The following is an 18,396-nucleotide window of genomic DNA, read 5'->3' as shown; positions in this document are numbered from 1 at the left end:
ATCGCATCCGGCGCTAGCCTGTGCGCCCGATTGCAGGAGATGCCGATGAAGATCCTGATGGTGCTGACCTCGCACGACCGCCTGGGCGAGACCGGGCAGAAGACCGGCTTCTGGCTGGAGGAATTCGCCGCGCCGTACTACGTGTTCAAGGAAGCCGGTGCCGACATCGTGCTGGCCTCGCCGAAGGGCGGCCAGCCGCCGCTGGACCCGAAGAGCGATGCCCCCGACGCGCAGACGGCTGCCACCGTGCGCTTCAACGAAGATGCCGAGGCGCTCTCGGCGCTGGCCAACACTCGGCCATTGAAGGACGTGGTGGACGCGGAATTCGACGCGGTGTTCTACCCCGGCGGACACGGCCCGATGTGGGACCTCGCCGAGGATGCGGATTCCATCCGGCTGATCGAACAGACCTTCTCGGCCGGCAAGCCGGTGGCGGCGGTGTGCCACGGCCCCGCCGTGTTCCGCCACCCGCGTGGCGCCCTGGGCGAGCCGCTGGTGAAGGACAAGCGCGTGACCGGGTTTTCCGATGAAGAGGAAGCGGCGGTCGGCTTGACCGACATCGTGCCGTTCTCGCTGGAAGACGCGTTGAAGCGGAACGGGGCACGCTATGAGCGCGGGACGGTGTGGCAGTCGTACGTGGTGACCGATGGCCGGCTGGTGACGGGGCAGAACCCCGCTTCGTCGGAAGCAGCGGCCCACGAGGTGCTGCGGCTGCTGCGCTGACGCCATTCACGGCGCCTTACTCCGGAAGGACTAGGGTGCGTCACCGATCGCAGGAGCACGACATGACGGATGGGCCAGGGCACCTCTACACGCAGCAGGCCGACATCGCGCGCATGGAGGCGCTGATAGGCCAACTGCCGGACGAAGCAAGGGTGGAGATCGTGCTCACCGATGGCGGCACGATCACCGGCGTGGTGCCCGCGCGTCCGACGGTGCAGGTCTTCCGCGATGCGCAGGGCGGAGAGGGATTCAACGCGGTCGTCCGCATCGAGGACCACACGCGGCCCGACGTCACCCACTACCTGTGGCTGGACCGCATCGCGTCCGTCACCGCGCTGGGATCGGCCTGATGCCGCACCTGCCCGCCTTCGACATCGACTGCCCTTACTGTGGCGAGACCATCACGCTGGTGGTGGACGATTCGGGCGGCGACCAGCAGTACATCGAAGACTGCCACGTGTGCTGCAAGCCGATCGAGGTGCGCGTGCGTGTCGACGATGACGGCACGGTCGAAGTCGATGCGTGGGGGCAGGACGACGCCTGAGCCGGCAGGCAGGTTGACGCCGCGTTCGCACCGGCGCGCCTAGGCTCGCCGCTTCCTCTCGGGAGTGCGTGCGATGACGATGATCCGCTGCCTGTTGCCGTGGTTGCTGCTGGGCTGCCTGTCGTGTTCCAGCCATGCGCAGGCGCCCAGCGAGACCGGGCCGCAGCCCGCCTTGCCCGCACCGTCGCAGCGCTGGATTCCCACCGTCAACGTGGCGCCCGCCGTGGGTTGGCCGGAGGGGACCGCCCCCACGCCGGCCCCTGGCCTGCGGGTCACCGCCTTCGCCCGCGGACTGGACCATCCGCGCTGGCTGTACGTGTTGCCGAACGGCGACGTGCTGGTCGCCGAAACGAACGCGCCACCGAAGCCGGCCGAAAAGAAAGGGCTGCGCACCTGGTTCATGAAACGCACGATGAAGAAGGCCGGCGCCGCCGTGCCCAGCGCCAATCGCATCACGCTGCTGCGGGACGCGGACAGGGATGGCGTGGCGGAGGTGCGTGACGTATTCCTCGCCAACCTGATGTCGCCGTTCGGCATGTCGCTGGTCGACGGCCGCCTGTACATCGCCAATGCCGATGCCATCGTCAGCGTGCCGTATCGCAACGGACAGACCCGCAGTGACGCCACGCCGGTGAAACTGGTCGACCTGCCGGGTGGCCCGCTCAACCATCACTGGACCAAGAGCCTGCTGGCCAGCGCGGACGGCAGGTTCCTCTATGTCGGTGTCGGGTCCAACAGCAACGTCGGCGAGAACGGCATGGGCATGGAGGTCGACCGTGCGGCGGTGCTGCAGGTGGAGATCGCGACCGGCGCGCGCCGCGTGTTCGCGGGTGGCCTGCGCAATCCGGTCGGACTGGCATGGGAGCCGCAGACCGGTGCGCTGTGGACCGTGGTCAACGAGCGGGACGAACTCGGCGACGCACTGGTGCCGGACTACCTGACTTCGGTGCGCGAAGGCGCGTTCTACGGGTGGCCGTACAGCTACTACGGCCAGCATGTGGATACGCGCGTCGAACCGCCGCGTCCGGATCTGGTGGCGCGCGCCATCGCGCCGGACTATGCACTGGGGGCGCATGTCGCGGCGCTCGGGCTGGCCTTCCATGACGGCGCGGGCTGGCCGGCGGCGCTGCAGGGTGGCGCCTTCATCGGCGAGCATGGATCCTGGAACCGTCGCGATCCCGCCGGCTACACGCTGGTGTTCGTGCGCTTTGCCGGTGGCCGTCCGCAGGGGATGCCGGTGGACGTGCTGACCGGCTTCCTCGACGCCGACGGCAACGCGCGTGGACGGCCTGTGGGCGTGGCGGTGGACGCGCGCAATGGCGTGCTGCTGGCCGATGACGTGGGCAATGTCGTGTGGCGGGTAGCGCCGACCGGCGGACCGTAACGGCGGTATCGCATGTCCCGGCGCTATGCTCATCCCCGGTTCCGACAACGACCCTGGGGAGGGCAATGATGACGACGACAGCGACGAAGCGCTCGGTGGGTTACTGGATTGTCGCGGTGTTCGCGCTGGTCTGGAATCTGATCGGCGTGGCCATGTGGTACCTGCAGGTCAGCATGACGCCCGAACAACTGGCGGCGATGCCGGAGGCGCAACGGCAGGTGTACGAGGGTACGCCCGGCTGGATCAACATCGTGTTCGCGGTGGCGGTATTCGGTGGCGTGCTGGGTGCGCTGGGGCTGCTGATGAAGAAGCGCTGGGCGGGCACCATGTTCCTGCTGTCGCTGATCGCCCTGCTGGTGCAGATGATCGGTGCCTATGTGGTGACGCCGGCATGGGCCGCGTATGGTCCCGTCGGACTGATGATGCCGGTGGTGCTACTGCTGATCGCGCTGTTCCTGCTGTGGTACGCCAACAAGGCGAAGGCGCGCGGCTGGTTGTCCTGAGCGTCGCTGGATAAAGAAAAAGCCGCCGGGAAGCCGGCGGCTTTTTTGTTCCCTTCTCCCCGCGCGGCGGGGAGAAGGTGGCCGGAGGCCGGATGAGGGGCGCGCGCGATGACGGACCAGGAAAGCACTGCGCTTTGGCATGACCACGTCGGAGGGTGCGATGCCGCATCAATGCCGCTGGCTTCGTCACCCCTCACCCGCCTTCGGCACCCTCTCCCCGTTTCACGGGGAGAGGGGGATGTAATCGTCTTCCCGCTGAAGCAGGTGAGGCATGAAGCATTACGCCTCGACGTCTTCCAGATCCACGCCGATGAAACCGCCGGACTGGCGGCGCCACAGCGCGGCATAAAGACCGTCCTGCTGGAGCAGTTCCTCGTGGCTGCCGCTTTCGATCACGCGGCCGCCGTCCATCACGATCAGGCGGTCGAGCACGGCTATGGTGGACAGGCGGTGCGCGATGGCGATGACGGTCTTGCCTTCCATCAGCGCGTAGAGCTGTTCCTGGATGGCGGCCTCGACTTCCGAATCCAGCGCGGAGGTCGCTTCGTCCAGCACCAGGATCGGGGCATCCTTCAGCAGCACGCGCGCGATCGCCACGCGCTGGCGCTGGCCGCCGGAGAGCTTCACGCCGCGCTCGCCCACCTGGGTGTCATAGCCGCTGCGGCCCTTGGCATCGGTGAGCCCGCGGATGAATTCGTCGGCATGCGCGCGCTCGGAGGCCTGCAGCAGTTCCTCTTCGGTGGCGTCGGGACGGCCGTAGCGGATGTTGTCGCGGATCGAGCGGTGCAGCAGCGAGGTGTCCTGGGTGACCATGCCGATGTTCCGGCGCAGCGATTCCTGGGTGACATGCGCCACGTCCTGGCCGTCGATCAGGATGCGGCCGCCTTCCACGTCGTAGAAGCGCAGCAGCAGGTTCACCAGCGTCGACTTGCCGGCACCGGAGCGGCCGACGATGCCGACCTTCTCGCCCGGCTGGATCACCAGCGACAGGTCGTCGATCACCTTGGCCTCGCGGCCGTAGTGGAACTTCACGTGGTCGAAGCGGATCTCGCCGTGCGCGACGTCCAGGTCCTTCGCGTTCTTGGTGTCGGCGATGGCCAGCGGCTGCGCCAGCGTGCCCATGCCGTCCTCGACCGTGCCGATGTTCTCGAACAGCCCGGCGACTTCCCACAGGATCCAGTCCGACATCGAGCGGATGCGCATCACCAGGGCGATGGCCACGGCGATCGCGCCCATCGAGATCGACGACTGCAGCCAGGCCCAGATCGCCACACCGGCCACGCTGGCCAGCAGGAACGCATTGAGCGTGTGCAGGCTGACGGTCAGCTGGGTGACCAGCCGCATCTGCGCGTGCACGGTGACCATGAACTCATCCATGGCGCCGCGGGCGTAGTCCTGTTCGCGCATGGTGTGGGCGAACAGCTTGATGGTCTGGATGTTGGTGTAGCTGTCGACGATGCGACCGGTCATCTGCGCGCGCGCATCCGACTGCGCCATCGACACCTTCTGCAGGCGCGGCACGAAGTGGAACACCAGCAGCAGATAGCTGACCAGCCAGACCACCAGCGGCAGCACCAGCCACACATCGGCCTGCGCCACCAGAACCACGGTGCCGACGAAGTAGACGACGACGTAGACGAACACGTCCATCAGCTTCATCACCGTCTCGCGCATCGACAGCGCGGTCTGCATGACCTTCTGCGAAATGCGCCCGGCGAACTCGTCCTGGAAGAAGCCCACGCTCTGCCGCAGCAGGTAGCGGTGCGACAGCCAGCGGGCGATCATCGGGTAGTTGCCGAAGATGGTCTGGTGGATGATCAGCGACTGCACCAGCACCAGCAGCGGGTAGGCCACCAGCACCAGCACGGCCATCCACAGCAGCTTCTGGCCATGCACCTGCAGGAAACTGTCGCGGCCGGTGCTGCCCATCCAGTCGACCAGCTGGCCCATGTAGTCGAAGAAGGTGATCTCCAGCGCGGAAATCACGCCGGTCAGCACCGACATCGCCACCAGCCACGGCAGCAGCGGCCGCGAGTAGTGCAGCAGGAACGGCAGCAGCTTCCGCGGCGGCGTGCTCGGCTCGCCCTTCGGATACGGATTGATGCGGGTTTCGAAGAATCGGAACATCGGGTCGGTCCATCGTGGGCGCGCATCGGCGCGCCGGGGAAAACGTACCGGCTCAGCCGGCGGGATAGGGCCAGGCCGCGCGCGCCTGGCGGAGCGCGTGGCCGTACCAGGCGAGCTGGTCCAGCATGCGGCGTGCGGCGCGTTCGCTGGCATCGCCTTCGCGCGGCCCACCACCAGCGTCGAAGCGGTCCCACGCCTGGCTGAAATACACGCCATCGCGCACCGGCACCGCATGCAGGCCGGAGAACACTTGCCGCAGCTGTTCCGCCGCGCGGACGCCGCCGCTGTGGCCCCCGTAGGCGACGAACGCGACCGGTTTGGCCTGCCAGTGGGCCTGGACCGAATCGATCACGACTACAACGCGGATGGATAACCATGATTGTACTCCGGCACCACCACCACGAAGGCGTCGGCGCGCCAGACGCGTTGTTGCAGATTCACCAGGTCGGCGCTCGGTGCGCCGCCGTGGCGGTGCGGAAGATCGAGCAAGGCGGGATCGATGGCGTCGACGGTGTAGTCGCGCCGCAGGGCCAGCTGCGCTCGCAACCAGTCGGCGACGGTGTCGCAGAAACGGCCTTCGCGCGTGCTGCCATACAGCAGGGCCAGGTGGAGAGGGTCGGACATGGACGCTGCGCTTGCCAGGACGGGGAAACGCAGGGTAGAACCTCAACCATTCTTGAGGTCAATGCACCATGCCCGGAAAACAGCATTCCCTACAGCATCCTCCCATCGAAACGGAGCTCACGGTCGGCCAGGTCGCCGCGCGCGCGGGCGTCGCCATCTCCACGCTGCACTTCTACGAGTCCAAGGGCCTGATCCACAGTTGGCGCAACGCCGGCAACCAGCGCCGCTATCCGCGCGAAGTGCTGCGCCGCGTGGCCGTCATCAAGGTGGCACAGCGCACCGGCATTCCGCTGGCGGAGATCCAGGCCGCGCTGTCGTCGCTGCCGGAAAACCGCACGCCGACCGCCGCCGACTGGAAGAAACTCTCCGCGCGCTGGCACGCCGCGCTCGATGCGCGCATCGCCAGCCTCACCCGCCTGCGCGACCAGCTCGACGGCTGCATCGGCTGCGGCTGCCTGTCGTTGAAGGCCTGCCCGCTGCGCAATCCGTGGGACGAACTGGGCGAGGACGGACCCGGGGCGCGGTTGCTGGAAGCGGAGGGCTGACCCGATGGATCTGGCGCTCTTCGACTTCGACGGCACGCTGACCACGCGCGAGACGTTTCCGGATTTCATGCGCTACGCCGTGGCGCGGCCCCGGCTGTTGGTCGGCGGCGTGCTGCTGGCGCCGGTGGTGTTCGGCTACCGGCGCGGTTGGGTGGCCGGCAATCCGACCCGCGCCAGCATCGTGCAGGTGGGATTGCGTGGGGTGGACGCCTCGCGCCTGCGTGCGCAGGGCGACGCCTTCGCGCGCGAGGTGCTGCCGAGCGTGCTGCGTCCGGAGGCGATGGCGCGACTGGCGTGGCACCGCGAGCGCGGCGATCGCATCGTCGTGGTGTCGGGTGGGCTGGATGCCTATCTCGCGCCGTGGTGCGCAACGCAGGGCGTCGAACTGCTGTGTTCGGTGTTGGCCGAACGCAATGGGCGCATCACCGGCTATGCCGGGGCGCAATGCGTCGGCGAGGAGAAGGTGCGCCGCGTGCGCGCGCTGTGTGACCCGCAGGCCTACGCCGCCATCCACGCCTACGGCGATACGCACGAAGACAACGCCATGCTGGCGATGGCGCATCACCGGACCTATCGCGGGCAGGCGGTCGTCTGAATCGGGCCGGGATCAGGCCACGGGAAGACTGCGCTGTTCTTCGCTGCTCCGCACGCCCAGTTCGATCAGCCGCATGACGTCCAGCGCCTGCTGCGGCGTGACCGGCGGCGCGCTGCCCTGCAGCACGGCATCGCGGAACCCGGCGTAGTAGCGGCGATAGTCGCCGGCCTCGGCATGGGCGACTTCCGCGACGAGCCGTCCCTCGCGCTCGCGCACGAGTTCGCCCGCACGCGTGTCCACGCCCCAGCCCGGCGCGCCGGGCACCACGCCCGCGCGCAGCTGGTCTTCCTGCACATCCAGTCCGTGCTTGAGGTAGCTGCCGTGCGTACCGTGCACGGCGAAGCGCAACCCATTCCCCGCCACCAGTGTGCCCGCATGCAGGTGCACGCGCAGCGTCGGGTAGCGCAGCGTCGCGTGGACGTAATCCGGCGCTTGCGCGCCATCGCGCAGCCGGGCGACGTCGACGCTGATCGCTTCCGGCATGCCGAACAGCTGGAGGGCCTGGTCGAGCAGGTGCGGTCCCAGGTCGTACCAGAGGCCACCACCGGGCTCGTCGCGTTCACGCCAGCGGTCCTGCACGACGGGGCGGAAACGGTCGAAGTGCGAATGGAATTCCGCGATGCGGCCGAGCGTGCCGTCGCCGACCAGGCGCTGCACGGTCAGGAAGTCCGCGTCCCAGCGCCGGTTCTGGAACACGCTGACGATGCGGCCGGCGCGCGATGCAGCCGCTACCACGTCGTGCGCTTCGTGCAGCGTGATCGTGAAGGGCTTGTCCACCACCACGTGCTTGCCTTCGCCCAGGGCAGCCATCGCGAGCGGCGCATGCGACGCGTTGGGCGATGCGATCACCACCACGTCCACTGCCGGATCGGCAAAGGCCATCAGCGGGTCTGCCACGACAACCGCATCGGGCCAGTCGCGATGCACCTTGGTGGCGTCGCGCGATACCACGGCATGCAGCCGCAGACCGGGTGTGGCGTTGATCAGCGGTGCATGAAAGACCTTGCCGACGAAGCCGTACCCGACTAGCGCCACATTCAGATGATTGTCCATGCGCGATGCTCCCGTGTCTGCGCGCATGGTAAGCGAAGGCCCGCGTTGACCTCACGTGCACGAGCATGAACCCCCTGCAACACCTGTCCCGATACGTGTGCGTTCTTCACGCGTGTTGTACGGGATGGCGCCGACACTGCGACCGCACCACGACCAAGGAGACGATCATGACCCATGCACGTACCCGCTCGATGTTGGCCGCCGCGCTGTCCGCCGCCCTGCTGTTCTCCGCCGCGCAGGCGATGGCCGACAACCCGCCGAATGAGCCGGAAGAGAACACCCAGAACGATTCCAACCAGCCGGTGACCGACACTTGGATCACCACCAAGGTGAAGGCCGATCTGCTGGCAACCGAGAACGTGTCGGGCCTGGACATCAAGGTCGAGACCGTCGACGGCACCGTGATGCTGTCGGGCGCTGTCGCCAGCCAGGCGCAGAAGGACAAGGCGATCGCCGTCGCCAAGCAGATCAAGGGCGTGAAGAAGGTCGAAGCCAGTGGCCTGACCCTGGTTACGAAGTAATCCCTTTCTGCACGACCGGTGTGGCACGAAGCGGGTGCATCCCAGCGAAGGATGCATCCGCTTCTCTGTCTGTGCCGTAAGCCGTTCTCATTTCCCACGACAGGGGACATCCGCATGACACATCGCTCCCTGGCCGCACGCGCAGCGCTGGCCCTGTGCCTGGCCGCCGGCATGACCGCCGCGCACGCCGCTGAACCCGTCACCTCGGTGCCGCACCTCGACATTGCCCGCTATGCGGGTCAATGGCACGAGATCGCACATCTGCCCATGTTCTTCCAGCGCCAGTGCGTGGGCGACATTACCGCGCGTTACGGCGTCGAGAAGGCCGGCACCATCAGCGTGGTGAACGCATGCCGCACGAAGGACGGCAGCATGGACCAGTCGACCGGGGAGGCACGTCCGGTCGAGGGCCATCCCGGCAGGCTGGAGGTGCGCTTCGCGCCCGAATGGCTGTCGTGGCTGCCCATGGTGTGGGCGGACTACTGGGTGATCGCGCTCGATCCGGACTACCAGTGGGCGATGGTCGGCGAACCGGACCGCAAGTACCTGTGGATCCTGTCGCGCGAGCCGTCGATGGACCGTGCGCAGTTCGAACAGCTCAAGGCGAAAGCCGAGGCCATGGGGTACGACCTGTCGCCGCTGATCGTGGCGGCGCCGCTGAAGTAGGTCGCATCCAGGCGGCGTCGGAATTTGTGGGAGCGACGTAAGTCGCGATTGGTCGCGCCGGAAGGATGGGTGGTACGTGCGTCTCGCGATCGCGACTTACCTCGCTCCCACACGTGGCTCCATGGCCCTCAGAACCGCTGCGTGTAGCGGAACTGCAGGAAGTTCTCGCCCGGGTTCGGATTCCTTATCCGGCCGTTGGAGAAGTGCTGGAAGCGCAGCGACCACTCGTGCTGCTGGTCGGCGCCGAAGCGCTTGCCGATCGCGATGTGGTCGCCGAAGTTGAATGTGGTGCTGAATTCCTTCTTCCGCGTGTCGTACTTGGGGAAGATGACGTTGACGCCGATGCCGCCTTCGACGAACCAGCCGTTGTCCCAGCCGTTCGGGCGCCAGCGCAGGGCCGGGGTCACGCCCAGTTGCGTGCTGTTCTGGCTGTCGCTGTGCCAGCGCGCGACTTCGCCCTGCCACTGGCCACTGATGTGGCCGTAGCGGTACTGCTTCTCCCAGCGCCAATCGCGGCTCATGCCGACCGTCAGCGATTGTGCGTCCTCGGCCATACCGCCCTGCACGTACCACGCGCTGCGCGGCTCGGCCGCGAAGGCCGGTGCCACGGGCAGCGCCAACAGCGCGGCGAGCGCCAGCCGGCGCACGGACAGTGGGAGGAGGGAGGGGGCGGGCGAAGCAGGGTGCGGGACGCGACGATGCGTAACGGACACGGATGACACTCGGAGGGGGAGAGGGGGCCGCGCCGGGGGCGCGGCGTTCGCGTGATTATCGGAGAGGCGGCGTGACGGTCGGCTCAGGGCTGTGCGGCCAGGGCAGGCACGACGTCCTGTTCGCCCCAGCCGCCCAGCGACTTGTAGATGGCCACCACCCCTACGTTGACGCCGGCCTCGGCCTGCGCAAGCGCATCGTCCGCGGCGAGCTGCGTGCGCTGGGCATCCAGCAGCGTCAGGAAATCCGACGAGCCGGCACGATACCGGACTTCGGCCAGCTCCGCCGCACGGCGCGCGGCAACGGATTGTTCCAGCCGGAGTTTCAGCTGCGCCTGCTGCTTGGCGTAGGAGAGCAGGGCATTTTCCGTTTCCTCCAGCGCGCCCAGAACCGCCTTCTCGTACTGGGCCGCCACGCCGTCCGCCTGTGCTTCGCTCGCGCGCAACCGCGCACGCACGCTGCCCATGTCGAACGCAGCCCAGCTGATCGATGGCGTGACCTGCCACGCGCGGTTGTCGCCGTTGACCAGGTTGCCCCAGCCCCCGGACAGGAAGCCGATGAAGCCACGCAGGCTGACCCGCGGGAACAGATCCGCCGTGGCGACGCCGACGCGTGCGGTCGCGGCCGCCAGGCGACGCTCCGCCGCGCGCACGTCCGGTCGCTGGCGCAACAACTCGGTGGTGTCGCCGATCGGCAGGGCCTTGGCGAAGGCCGGTGCGGGACGCGGCGCAAGCAGCGAATCCAGCTCGCCGGGACGCTTGCCCGCCAGTACGGCCAACCGGTGGCGCGACTGGCCCTCGACGGCTTCCAGCAGGGGGACATCGGCTTCGACCGCGCGCACGCGGGCCAGGCTGCTCTGTACTTCCAGCTGGCTGCCGGCGCCCAAGTCGAAGCGCGACTCGGTCAGGCGCTGCGTTTCGCCCAGCGTCTTCAGGATGCGACGCGCCACGTCCAGTCGCTGCTGCGTGCCGCGCAACTCGAAATAGTTGCGCGCCACTTCTGCGGCCACCGTCACCTGCATCGCCTGCAGGTCGTTGCGCTGCGCCTGCAGGTCCGCGTGCGCGGCCTCGGTGCTGCGGCGCACGCGGCCGAACAGGTCGAGTTCCCACGCCGCATCGAAGCCGGCCGAGTAACTGTCGGTCTCCACGCGGCCCTGGCCTTCCACCGGCTGCTTGGTGCGGGTGCCTTCGACGCCCATCGTGACGTGCGGCGCGAGGTCCAGGCGGCGTTCGGAGAACACCGCGCGGGCCTCGTTGACACGGGAAACCGCGATGCGCACGTCAAGGTTGGCGATCAGCGCTTCGCGCACCAGCTGGTCGAGCACCGGGTCGTCGAACTGGCTCCACCACGTGGCGACCGGATGGTCGGCCACGTAGTCGACGGTGCCCGCCTGCTCCAGCGCCGCAGGTGCCGTCTGCGGGGCCACGTAGTCCGGACCCACGGTGACGCAACCGGCCAGCACCACCGATGCGACGGCGATGACGAGCGGACGGATCACCATGGCAGCACCTGGTCGAAGTAGTAATAGCCACCGGTCGGGCCGTCGTTGCCGATCAGCGCCAGCTGCACGCTGGTGCGCGCGCCGTCCGGCACGGAGAGCTCGCCGTTCTGCTGGTCGCCGGACTTGTTCATCTCGGTCTGCACGTAGCCGGGGTGGATGGTGTTGACCTTGATGCCGGTGTCCTTGAGTTCGTGCGCCAGGTGGATGGTCCACGCGTTCACCGCGCTCTTGGAGACGTTGTAGGCCGGCACGCCCTTGAAGTCGTAGATGAAGGACGCCGGGTTCTGGTGCTCCGACAGCGAGCCCAGCAGGCTGGACACGTTGACGATGCGGCCGGCGTCGGACTTGCGCAGCAGCGGCAGGAACGCCTGCGTGGTTTCGATCAGGCCGAACAGGTTGGTGTCGAACGTGGTGCGCCAGGTGTCCAGCGCTTGGCCCGAGACGCCCCGGGTGGGATCGTCGACCAGAATGCCGGCATTGTTGACCAGGATGTCGAGCCTGCCGTGGCGCTGCTCGATCTCCTTCACGGCGGCGGCGATGCTGGCGCTGTCGGTGACGTCCAGCGCGATCGCTTCCACCGGCAGGCCCTGCGACTGCAGGTCCAGCGCGGCTTCCACGGCCCTGTCGCGGTTGCGGCCGGCCAGCAGCGTGTGCACGCCGGCTTCGGCCAGTTGGCGGACGGTCTCACGGCCGATGCCGCGGGTGGCGCCGGTGACCAGCGCGATCTTGGATGACGTGTTCATGGCTTTGCCTCGTGATGTAGGGATGGATCAGGAATGGACATGCGCGTCGGCGGTGGCCGGGGCATGGGAAACGAGCGGACGATGGGCGAGCTTGCGCAGGGCCACGTAGAACACCGGGGTCAGGAACAGACCGAACAGGGTGACGCCCAGCATGCCGGCGAACACGGTGATGCCGGTGACCGAGCGTACCTCCGCACCGGCACCCGACGACAGCACCAGCGGCACGGTGCCGGCGATGAAGGCGACCGAGGTCATGACGATGGGGCGCAGGCGCAGGCGGCAGGCTTCCAGGGCGGACTCCACGATGCCCTTGCCCTGCAGCTCCAGTTCGCGGGCGAACTCGACGATCAGGATCGCGTTCTTGCACGCCAGGCCCATCAGCACCACCAGGCCCACCTGCACGAACACGTTGTTGTCGCCGCCCATCACCCACACGCCGAACAGCGCCGACAGCAGGGTCATCGGCACGATCAGGATCACCGCCAACGGCAGCGTCCAGCTCTCGTACAGGGCGGCCAGCACCAGGAAAGCCAGCAGGACGGCCAGCGGGAACACCACCAGCGCCGCCTTGCCCTGGGTCGCCTGCTGGTAGCTCAGGTCGCTCCAGTCGATGCCCATGCCGGGCGGCAGCACCTGCTGCGCCAATTCGGTGACCTTGGCCATCGCTTCGCCGGACGACAGCACGCGCGGATCGGCTTCGCCCAGCAGGTCGGCGGCCGGATAGCCGTTGAAGCGGATCACCGGGTCGGGGCCGTAGGTCTGCTTGATGTTCACCATGCTGCCCACCGGCACCATCTCGCCGTTGGCGTTGCGGGTGCGGAGGTTGGCGATGTCCTCGACGTTGTCGCGGAACGGACCGTCGGCCTGCGCGATGACCTGCCAGGTACGGCCGAACATGTTGAAGTCGTTGACGTACGCCGACCCCAGGTAGGTCTGCAGCGTGTCGAACAGCTCGGTGAGCGGCACGCCCTGCGCCTTCGCCTTCACGCGGTCGACGTCGGCATCCAGCTGCGGCACGTTGGCCTGGTAGCTGCTGATCGGGAAGCCCAGGCCGGGCGTCTGCGACGCCGCGCCCTGGAACGCCTGCACCGCATTCTGCAACTCGCCGTAACCCAGGCGGGTGCGGTCCTCGACGAACAGCGACCAGCCCGACCCGTTGCCCAGGCCTTGGATCGGTGGCGGCATGAAGGCGAAGGTGAAGCCTTCCTGGATGCCGGCGAACTTCTGGTTGAGCTCGGCGGTGATCTCGGCCGCGCTGCGCGAGCGCTCGCTGAAGGGCTTCAGGGTGAAGAACACCACGCCGTTGTTCGGGGTGTTGGTGAACTGCAACGGGTTGAGGCCCGGGAACGCGACTTCGTTCGACACGCCGTCCACGTCCTTGGCGATCGCGGCCATCTTCTTCAGTACCGCGTCGGTGCGTTCGATCGATGCGCCTTCCGGCATCTTCACGCCGGCGATCAGGTACAGCTTGTCCTGCACCGGGATGAAGCCGGCCGGCACCGTCCGGAACATCAGGCCTGCGCCGATCAGCAGCACCACGTACACCGCGAACACCGCGCCGCGCTTGCCGAGGGCGCGCGACACCGCGCCTTCATAACGCTCGGAGTTGCGCTTGAAGAAGCGGTTGAACGGACGGAACAGCCAGCCGAACAGGCGGTCGATCAGACGCGACGGCGCGTCCTTCGCGGCATCGTGCGGTTTCAGCAGCTTGGCGGCCAGAGCCGGCGACAGGGTCAGCGAGTTGATCGCCGAGATGACGGTGGAAATGGCGATGGTGACGGCGAACTGCTTGTAGAACTGGCCGGTCACGCCGGTCAGGAACGCCATCGGCACGAACACCGCGCACAGCACCAGCGCGATCGCGATGATCGGGCCCGACACTTCCTTCATGGCCAGGTGCGCCGCCTGCAGCGGCGTGGCGCCGTGCTCGATGTGGCGCTCGACGTTCTCCACCACCACGATGGCGTCGTCCACCACGATGCCGATCGCCAGCACCAGGCCGAACAGGGTCAGCGTATTGATCGAATAGCCCAGCAGGTACAGCACCGCGAACGTGCCGACCACCGACACCGGTACCGCCAGCAGCGGGATGATCGAGGCACGCCAGGTCTGCAGGAACAGGATCACCACCAGCACCACCAGCAGGGTGGCTTCCAGCAGCGTGCTGACCACGGACTTGATCGAATCGCGGACGAAGATCGTGGTGTCGTAGATCGACTGGATTTCGACGCCCGGCGGCAGGGTCGGACGGATATCGTCCATCTTCGCCACCACGGCATCGCGGATCTCGAGCGCGTTCGCGCCCGGCGCCTGGAAGATGCCGATCGCCGAGGCGTTCTTGCCGTCCAGGCGCGCACGCAGCGTGTAGTCGCCGGCGGCCAGCTCAATGCGGGCCACGTCGGCCAGGCGCACGATCTCGCCATCGGTGCCGCTCTTCAGCACGATGTTGCCGAATTCCTCGACGGTCTCCAGGCGGCCCTTGGCGTTGATCGGCAGCAGGAAGTCGCTGCCGTTCGGCATCGGTTCCGCGCCCAGCTGGCCGGCCGAGACCTGCACGTTCTGCTCGCGCACGGCGCGCAGCACGTCGCTGGCGGTCATGCCGCGCGAGGCGACCTTGTCGGGGTCCAGCCACAGGCGCATGGCGTAGTCGCCGCCGCCGAACTGCTGCGCGTCGCCAACGCCGGGAATGCGCGCCAGTTCGTCCTTCACGTGCAGGCGCATGTAGTTGCGCAGGTACAGCGAGTCGTACTTGCCGTCCTTGGAGGTCAGGTGGACCACCATCAGGAACACCGGCGACTGCTTCTGCGTGGTCACGCCCTGCCGGCGCACGTCTTCGGGCAGGCGTGCCTGTGCCTGCGCCACGCGGTTCTGCACGCGCACGGCGGCCTCGTCCGGATCGGTGCCCGGCTTGAAGGTCACGGTCAGCGAGAGCACGCCGTCGGAGCCGGCGACGGACTTGATGTACATCATGTCCTCGACGCCGTTGATCGCTTCCTCGAGCGGCGTGGCGACGGTCTCGGCGATGACCTTGGGGTTGGCGCCCGGATACACCGTGCGCACGACGACCGACGGCGGCACCACTTCGGGGTACTCGCCGATCGGCAGCAGCGGAATCGAGATCAGGCCGGCGGCGAAGATCACGATCGACAGCACGGCGGCGAAGATCGGCCGGTCGATGAAGAAACGGGAGAAGTCCATGGGTGGATTTCCTGGAAATGAAGATGCAAGGGACTGGCCACCGCCGAGGGGCGGTGGTCGGAAACGGTTCGACGCGGCATGTCAGCCGATCCGCGCACCCGTGGGCGACGCGGATCCGCCTGCGCGGGTGATGCGGTTACTTCATCGCCACGGTCGTGGCGGGCGCCTGCGCTGCGCCCATCGCCACCGCCTTGGCCTGCACCGGCATGCCGGGGAAGAAGACCTTCTGCACCCCGCTGACGATCACCTTGTCGCCAGCGGCCAGGCCCTGTTCGACGATGCGCAGGCCATCGGCCATGCGGCCGATCTTCACGTCGCGGCGCTGCGCCTTGCCTTCCTTGTCGACCACGTAGACGTACTTGCGGTCCTGGTCGGTCAGCACGGCCTTGTCGTCGACCAGCGCGGCCTTGAACTCGCCGCTGCCGAGCAGGCGAACGCGGGCGTACAGGCCCGGCGTGAACGTGCGGTCGGCATTGTCGAGCAGCGCGCGGGCGCGGATGGTGCCCGTGCTGCGGTCGACCTGGTTGTCGAGGAAGTCGACCACGCCCGCATGCGGGAAGTCGGTTTCGTCGGCCAGCGCCACCTGCACCGGCACCTTGCCGTCGCGCTCGCTGGGACGTTCGCCCTTGCGGGCCATCTCGGCGTAACGAAGGAACGCGCGTTCGTCGGCATCGAAGTGCACGTGCACCTTGTCCAGTGAAACGACCGTGGTCAGCACGCTGGCGGCGTCGCCCGCGCTGACCAGGTTGCCGGCGGTGACCAGCGCGCGGCCGGCGCGACCGTCGATGGGAGCGCGCACCTGGGTCCATTCCAGATTGAGCCGGGCGCTTTCCACGGCAGCCTGGGCGGCGGCGACGTTCGCCTGTGCCTGGTCGGCATTGGCGCGGCGCTGCTCGTACTCTTCGGTCGACAACGCCTGCACGTCGGACAGGCGCTTGGCGCGCGCCGCTTCGCTGCGGCCGAGGTCGGCCTGGGTGCGGGCGCGTGCGAGTTCGGCCTGCGCGCGCGCCAGTTCGGCGCGATAACTGCGCGCGTCGATGGTGAAGAGGACGTCGCCCTTCTTCACTTCCTGGCCTTCGGTGTAGTTGACGCGGTCGATGTACCCCGAGACGCGCGGGCGCAGGTCGACATGTTCGATGGCTTCGACGCGGCCGCTGAATTCGTCCCACTGGCTGATCGACTTGACCGGGACGGCCGCCACGCTGACCTCTGGCGGTGGCGGCGCGCCCTGTTCGGCGGCCTGGCCACTGCAACCGGCCAGCACGGCGAGGGCGAGCGCACTGAAGGCGGCGAGCGCGAGCAGGCGCTGCGTACGCGTAGAAGAACGGGAAGGCGTGTTCATGGGTGGTGGTCTCTTTGGGGGAGAGGAGGAATCGGGCGGGAAGGGTGCGACCTGAAGTCAGGTTGAGGTCAAGCGGTGGATCGGGGTCGGCATGGCAGGGACGGGCGAGGGCTCGATGGCGTGACGCTCAGGCGGAGGCGCGGCCATTGCGTGGAGCGCCGGCCACCGCCCACAGCGCGTCTTCGAAGTCGCGCGCGAGCGTCTGCGCCGGCGGCTTCGCGTCCTGCGCGGACCAGGTGACGATGGACTGCGTCGCACGCCCGCCACGCGCCAACAGCGCGACGGCGCTGCGTCCGACCGCCAGCGCATCCGGCCATTCCGCGCAGGCGTTGATCGCGTTCTCCGGCGTGCACACCGGCTTGTCGACCGACAGCAGCTGCACGCGTACGCCCAGGGTCTGCGCTTCCTCATGCAGCACCTGGGTCAGCATGCGCACCGCCGCACCGGTCACCGAGGCGTGGCCGTAGCCGGACCAGCCGCGCTCCGCGTAGGGACCGCCGATCAGCACGTAGTTCGCGGCGGTCTGGCTTTCGGAGAGCAGGGGAATCAGGTGGCGGGCGGCGGCCAGGTGCGGGATGAGATCGGCCTCCAGCTTCTCCAGCAGGAACGAGGCCGGACGGTCGAGCAGGCGCCCGCTCTGCAGCGGCGTGCCCATGCTCGCGAACACGGCGCGCAGGGGGCGGCCACGTTCGCGTATTTCGTCGGCCAGGCGCGCGGCGCCGCGATCATCGTGCACGCAGGGCGAATACAGCAGCTGCAGTCCCGGCTCGTCCTCGAAGTGCTCGGCCAGCGCGCTCATGCGCGGGCCTTCGCGGCCCACCGCCAGCACCGGGCTGCCGGCCTCCAGCAACGCGCCGACCACGCCGAAGCCGACGTTGCCGCTGGCGCCCATCACGAGCGCGCCCGGGGTCAGCGTGTCCGTCATGGCGTTCACCGCGCGCTCCGCGTGAGCGGTGCCGCAATACGCCCGCTCACGCCCGCCGATTTCACCTGCAGGCGTTGCCGCACGTCATCAGTCTGTGGACGCGGCAGGGTGAATTCGCGGAAGCCGGCGCGCTGGCCGGCCAGCGGCAGGCGTGCCACCGGCCGACCCGTCGTGGGGGAGGGCGTCGACGGATCGGCCGGCGCGTGGAGGCGCGCGACCAGCGCACGTGCAACGGCACGCAGCCAACGCATGGCGGCATTCGGGAAGGAAACGGGCATGGCGGCCAGTGTGGCCAGCATCGTCGTGGCCGCGATATCCGGATCCTGCTTTGCGATTGCCTGATCCTGCGCGTCATCGCCCCTGGGGGCGACGAAGGCGCGGCAGGTCGCCAGCCGCAACGCGACCGGCGCTTCGCGGGGGGGGCCGCTCGTCGGCGCACGCCGGGCAAGTGTCCCGCTCATGGGATGAATCCTCCCGTGATCGGGATAATCCCGGAAGCCGACATCACCTTGCCGATCCGGCGACCACCTCCCACCGTGCCGCCCCGCTGGGAGCGGGGCGCGGCGACATGACCGGAAATGTCCTGTAACAAAAGGCTTTTGCTACGACGGAAAGCCCGAGGGTACGGGGATTCCGAGACGTCTTCACGGTGTTCCAGCGATTGGAAGAGGCGGGCGAACAGCATGGGGGC

At 68.1% G+C, this 18,396-nt stretch carries 20 protein-coding genes; 9 read left to right on the top strand and 11 right to left on the bottom strand.

From position 1 onward, the window contains the following. The first annotated feature begins 45 nt into the window (after positions 1 to 45). The 5 genes from ACSQ19_RS04720 to ACSQ19_RS04700 all read left to right on the top strand — a co-directional run bounded on the left by ACSQ19_RS04720 (position 46) and on the right by ACSQ19_RS04700 (position 3,154). Complete coding sequence (locus ACSQ19_RS04720) at positions 46 to 723, top strand: type 1 glutamine amidotransferase domain-containing protein (RefSeq protein WP_436000373.1); 678 nt, start codon at positions 46 to 48, stop codon at positions 721 to 723. A 62-nt stretch (positions 724 to 785) separates the two neighbouring features. Further along, a complete protein-coding gene (locus ACSQ19_RS04715) occupies positions 786 to 1,073 on the top strand; it encodes a DUF3247 family protein (protein ID WP_296282868.1) in 288 nt (95 codons plus the stop codon). Continuing rightward, positions 1,073 to 1,267, top strand: a complete 195-nt coding sequence (locus ACSQ19_RS04710; RefSeq protein WP_436000371.1) for a CPXCG motif-containing cysteine-rich protein — start codon at positions 1,073 to 1,075, stop codon at positions 1,265 to 1,267. Before ACSQ19_RS04715 ends, ACSQ19_RS04710 begins: the two co-directional genes overlap by 1 nt. 73 nt (positions 1,268 to 1,340) lie before the next feature. After that, the gene (locus tag ACSQ19_RS04705; RefSeq protein ID WP_436000369.1) at positions 1,341 to 2,651 is read left to right on the top strand and encodes a PQQ-dependent sugar dehydrogenase; all 1,311 of its coding nucleotides are present in this window, start codon (positions 1,341 to 1,343) and stop codon (positions 2,649 to 2,651) included. A gap of 68 nt (positions 2,652 to 2,719) precedes the next feature. Next, on the top strand, positions 2,720 to 3,154 hold the full coding sequence (locus tag ACSQ19_RS04700; RefSeq protein WP_436000367.1) for a hypothetical protein: 435 nt from the start codon (positions 2,720 to 2,722) through the stop codon (positions 3,152 to 3,154). Positions 3,155 to 3,433: 279 nt separating this feature from the next. Here the strand turns inward: ACSQ19_RS04700 and ACSQ19_RS04695 are convergent, their stop codons facing one another. From ACSQ19_RS04695 to ACSQ19_RS04685, 3 genes are read right to left on the bottom strand one after another with little or no spacing between them, the layout of a single operon-like run. After that, entirely contained in the window at positions 3,434 to 5,281 is a 1,848-nt protein-coding gene (locus ACSQ19_RS04695; RefSeq protein WP_436000365.1) for an ABC transporter ATP-binding protein, read from the bottom strand. Between the two features lie 52 nt (positions 5,282 to 5,333). Further along, positions 5,334 to 5,633, bottom strand: a complete 300-nt coding sequence (locus ACSQ19_RS04690; protein ID WP_436000363.1) for an NADPH-dependent FMN reductase — start codon at positions 5,631 to 5,633, stop codon at positions 5,334 to 5,336. Positions 5,634 to 5,635: 2 nt separating this feature from the next. Beyond that, positions 5,636 to 5,905 carry an NADPH-dependent FMN reductase gene (locus ACSQ19_RS04685; RefSeq protein WP_436000361.1) on the bottom strand — a complete coding sequence of 90 codons (270 nt, stop codon included), beginning with the start codon at positions 5,903 to 5,905 and terminating at the stop codon, positions 5,636 to 5,638. A 68-nt stretch (positions 5,906 to 5,973) separates the two neighbouring features. On the opposite strand from ACSQ19_RS04685, the gene soxR reads away from it, so the two are divergent. Both soxR and ACSQ19_RS04675 read left to right on the top strand, forming a co-directional pair. Next, positions 5,974 to 6,450 (top strand): redox-sensitive transcriptional activator SoxR, encoded by a 477-nt coding sequence (gene soxR, locus ACSQ19_RS04680; protein ID WP_435305041.1) that lies wholly within the window; start codon positions 5,974 to 5,976, stop codon positions 6,448 to 6,450. 4 nt (positions 6,451 to 6,454) lie between these two features. Next, positions 6,455 to 7,045: an HAD family hydrolase gene (locus tag ACSQ19_RS04675; RefSeq protein WP_436000358.1), complete on the top strand. Its 591-nt coding sequence runs from the start codon at positions 6,455 to 6,457 to the stop codon at positions 7,043 to 7,045. Positions 7,046 to 7,057: 12 nt separating this feature from the next. Here the strand turns inward: ACSQ19_RS04675 and ACSQ19_RS04670 are convergent, their stop codons facing one another. After that, entirely contained in the window at positions 7,058 to 8,098 is a 1,041-nt protein-coding gene (locus ACSQ19_RS04670) for an oxidoreductase (RefSeq protein WP_436000356.1), read from the bottom strand. 167 nt (positions 8,099 to 8,265) lie between these two features. On the opposite strand from ACSQ19_RS04670, the gene ACSQ19_RS04665 reads away from it, so the two are divergent. Next, on the top strand, positions 8,266 to 8,619 hold the full coding sequence (locus tag ACSQ19_RS04665; protein ID WP_436000354.1) for a BON domain-containing protein: 354 nt from the start codon (positions 8,266 to 8,268) through the stop codon (positions 8,617 to 8,619). Positions 8,620 to 8,727: 108 nt separating this feature from the next. Next, a complete protein-coding gene (locus ACSQ19_RS04660; RefSeq protein WP_436001103.1) occupies positions 8,728 to 9,285 on the top strand; it encodes a lipocalin family protein in 558 nt (185 codons plus the stop codon). 128 nt (positions 9,286 to 9,413) lie between these two features. On the opposite strand, the gene ACSQ19_RS04655 is transcribed toward ACSQ19_RS04660, so the two are convergent. The 7 genes from ACSQ19_RS04655 to ACSQ19_RS04625 form a co-directional block, all read right to left on the bottom strand. Next, positions 9,414 to 9,932, bottom strand: a complete 519-nt coding sequence (locus tag ACSQ19_RS04655; protein ID WP_436000352.1) for an acyloxyacyl hydrolase — start codon at positions 9,930 to 9,932, stop codon at positions 9,414 to 9,416. 149 nt (positions 9,933 to 10,081) lie between these two features. Continuing rightward, positions 10,082 to 11,497 carry an efflux transporter outer membrane subunit gene (locus ACSQ19_RS04650; RefSeq protein WP_436000350.1) on the bottom strand — a complete coding sequence of 472 codons (1,416 nt, stop codon included), beginning with the start codon at positions 11,495 to 11,497 and terminating at the stop codon, positions 10,082 to 10,084. After that, entirely contained in the window at positions 11,491 to 12,240 is a 750-nt protein-coding gene (locus ACSQ19_RS04645) for an SDR family oxidoreductase (RefSeq protein ID WP_436000348.1), read from the bottom strand. The genes ACSQ19_RS04650 and ACSQ19_RS04645 overlap by 7 nt, the downstream gene beginning before the upstream one ends. A gap of 27 nt (positions 12,241 to 12,267) precedes the next feature. Then, positions 12,268 to 15,438: an efflux RND transporter permease subunit gene (locus ACSQ19_RS04640; RefSeq protein ID WP_436000346.1), complete on the bottom strand. Its 3,171-nt coding sequence runs from the start codon at positions 15,436 to 15,438 to the stop codon at positions 12,268 to 12,270. Positions 15,439 to 15,574: 136 nt separating this feature from the next. Next, on the bottom strand, positions 15,575 to 16,780 hold the full coding sequence (locus ACSQ19_RS04635; RefSeq protein WP_436000344.1) for an efflux RND transporter periplasmic adaptor subunit: 1,206 nt from the start codon (positions 16,778 to 16,780) through the stop codon (positions 15,575 to 15,577). 127 nt (positions 16,781 to 16,907) lie between these two features. Beyond that, a complete protein-coding gene (locus ACSQ19_RS04630; RefSeq protein ID WP_296282903.1) occupies positions 16,908 to 17,705 on the bottom strand; it encodes an SDR family NAD(P)-dependent oxidoreductase in 798 nt (265 codons plus the stop codon). A gap of 5 nt (positions 17,706 to 17,710) precedes the next feature. Next, on the bottom strand, positions 17,711 to 18,166 hold the full coding sequence (locus ACSQ19_RS04625) for a hypothetical protein (protein WP_436000342.1): 456 nt from the start codon (positions 18,164 to 18,166) through the stop codon (positions 17,711 to 17,713). Positions 18,167 to 18,396 lie beyond the last annotated feature (230 nt).

The organism is Pseudoxanthomonas sp. LjRoot127 (genome assembly GCF_964253495.1).
Lineage (GTDB): Bacteria > Pseudomonadota > Gammaproteobacteria > Xanthomonadales > Xanthomonadaceae > Pseudoxanthomonas_A.
The sequence above is the reverse complement of the archived record's forward strand: the minus strand, read 5'-3'. Positions and strand labels throughout refer to the sequence as shown.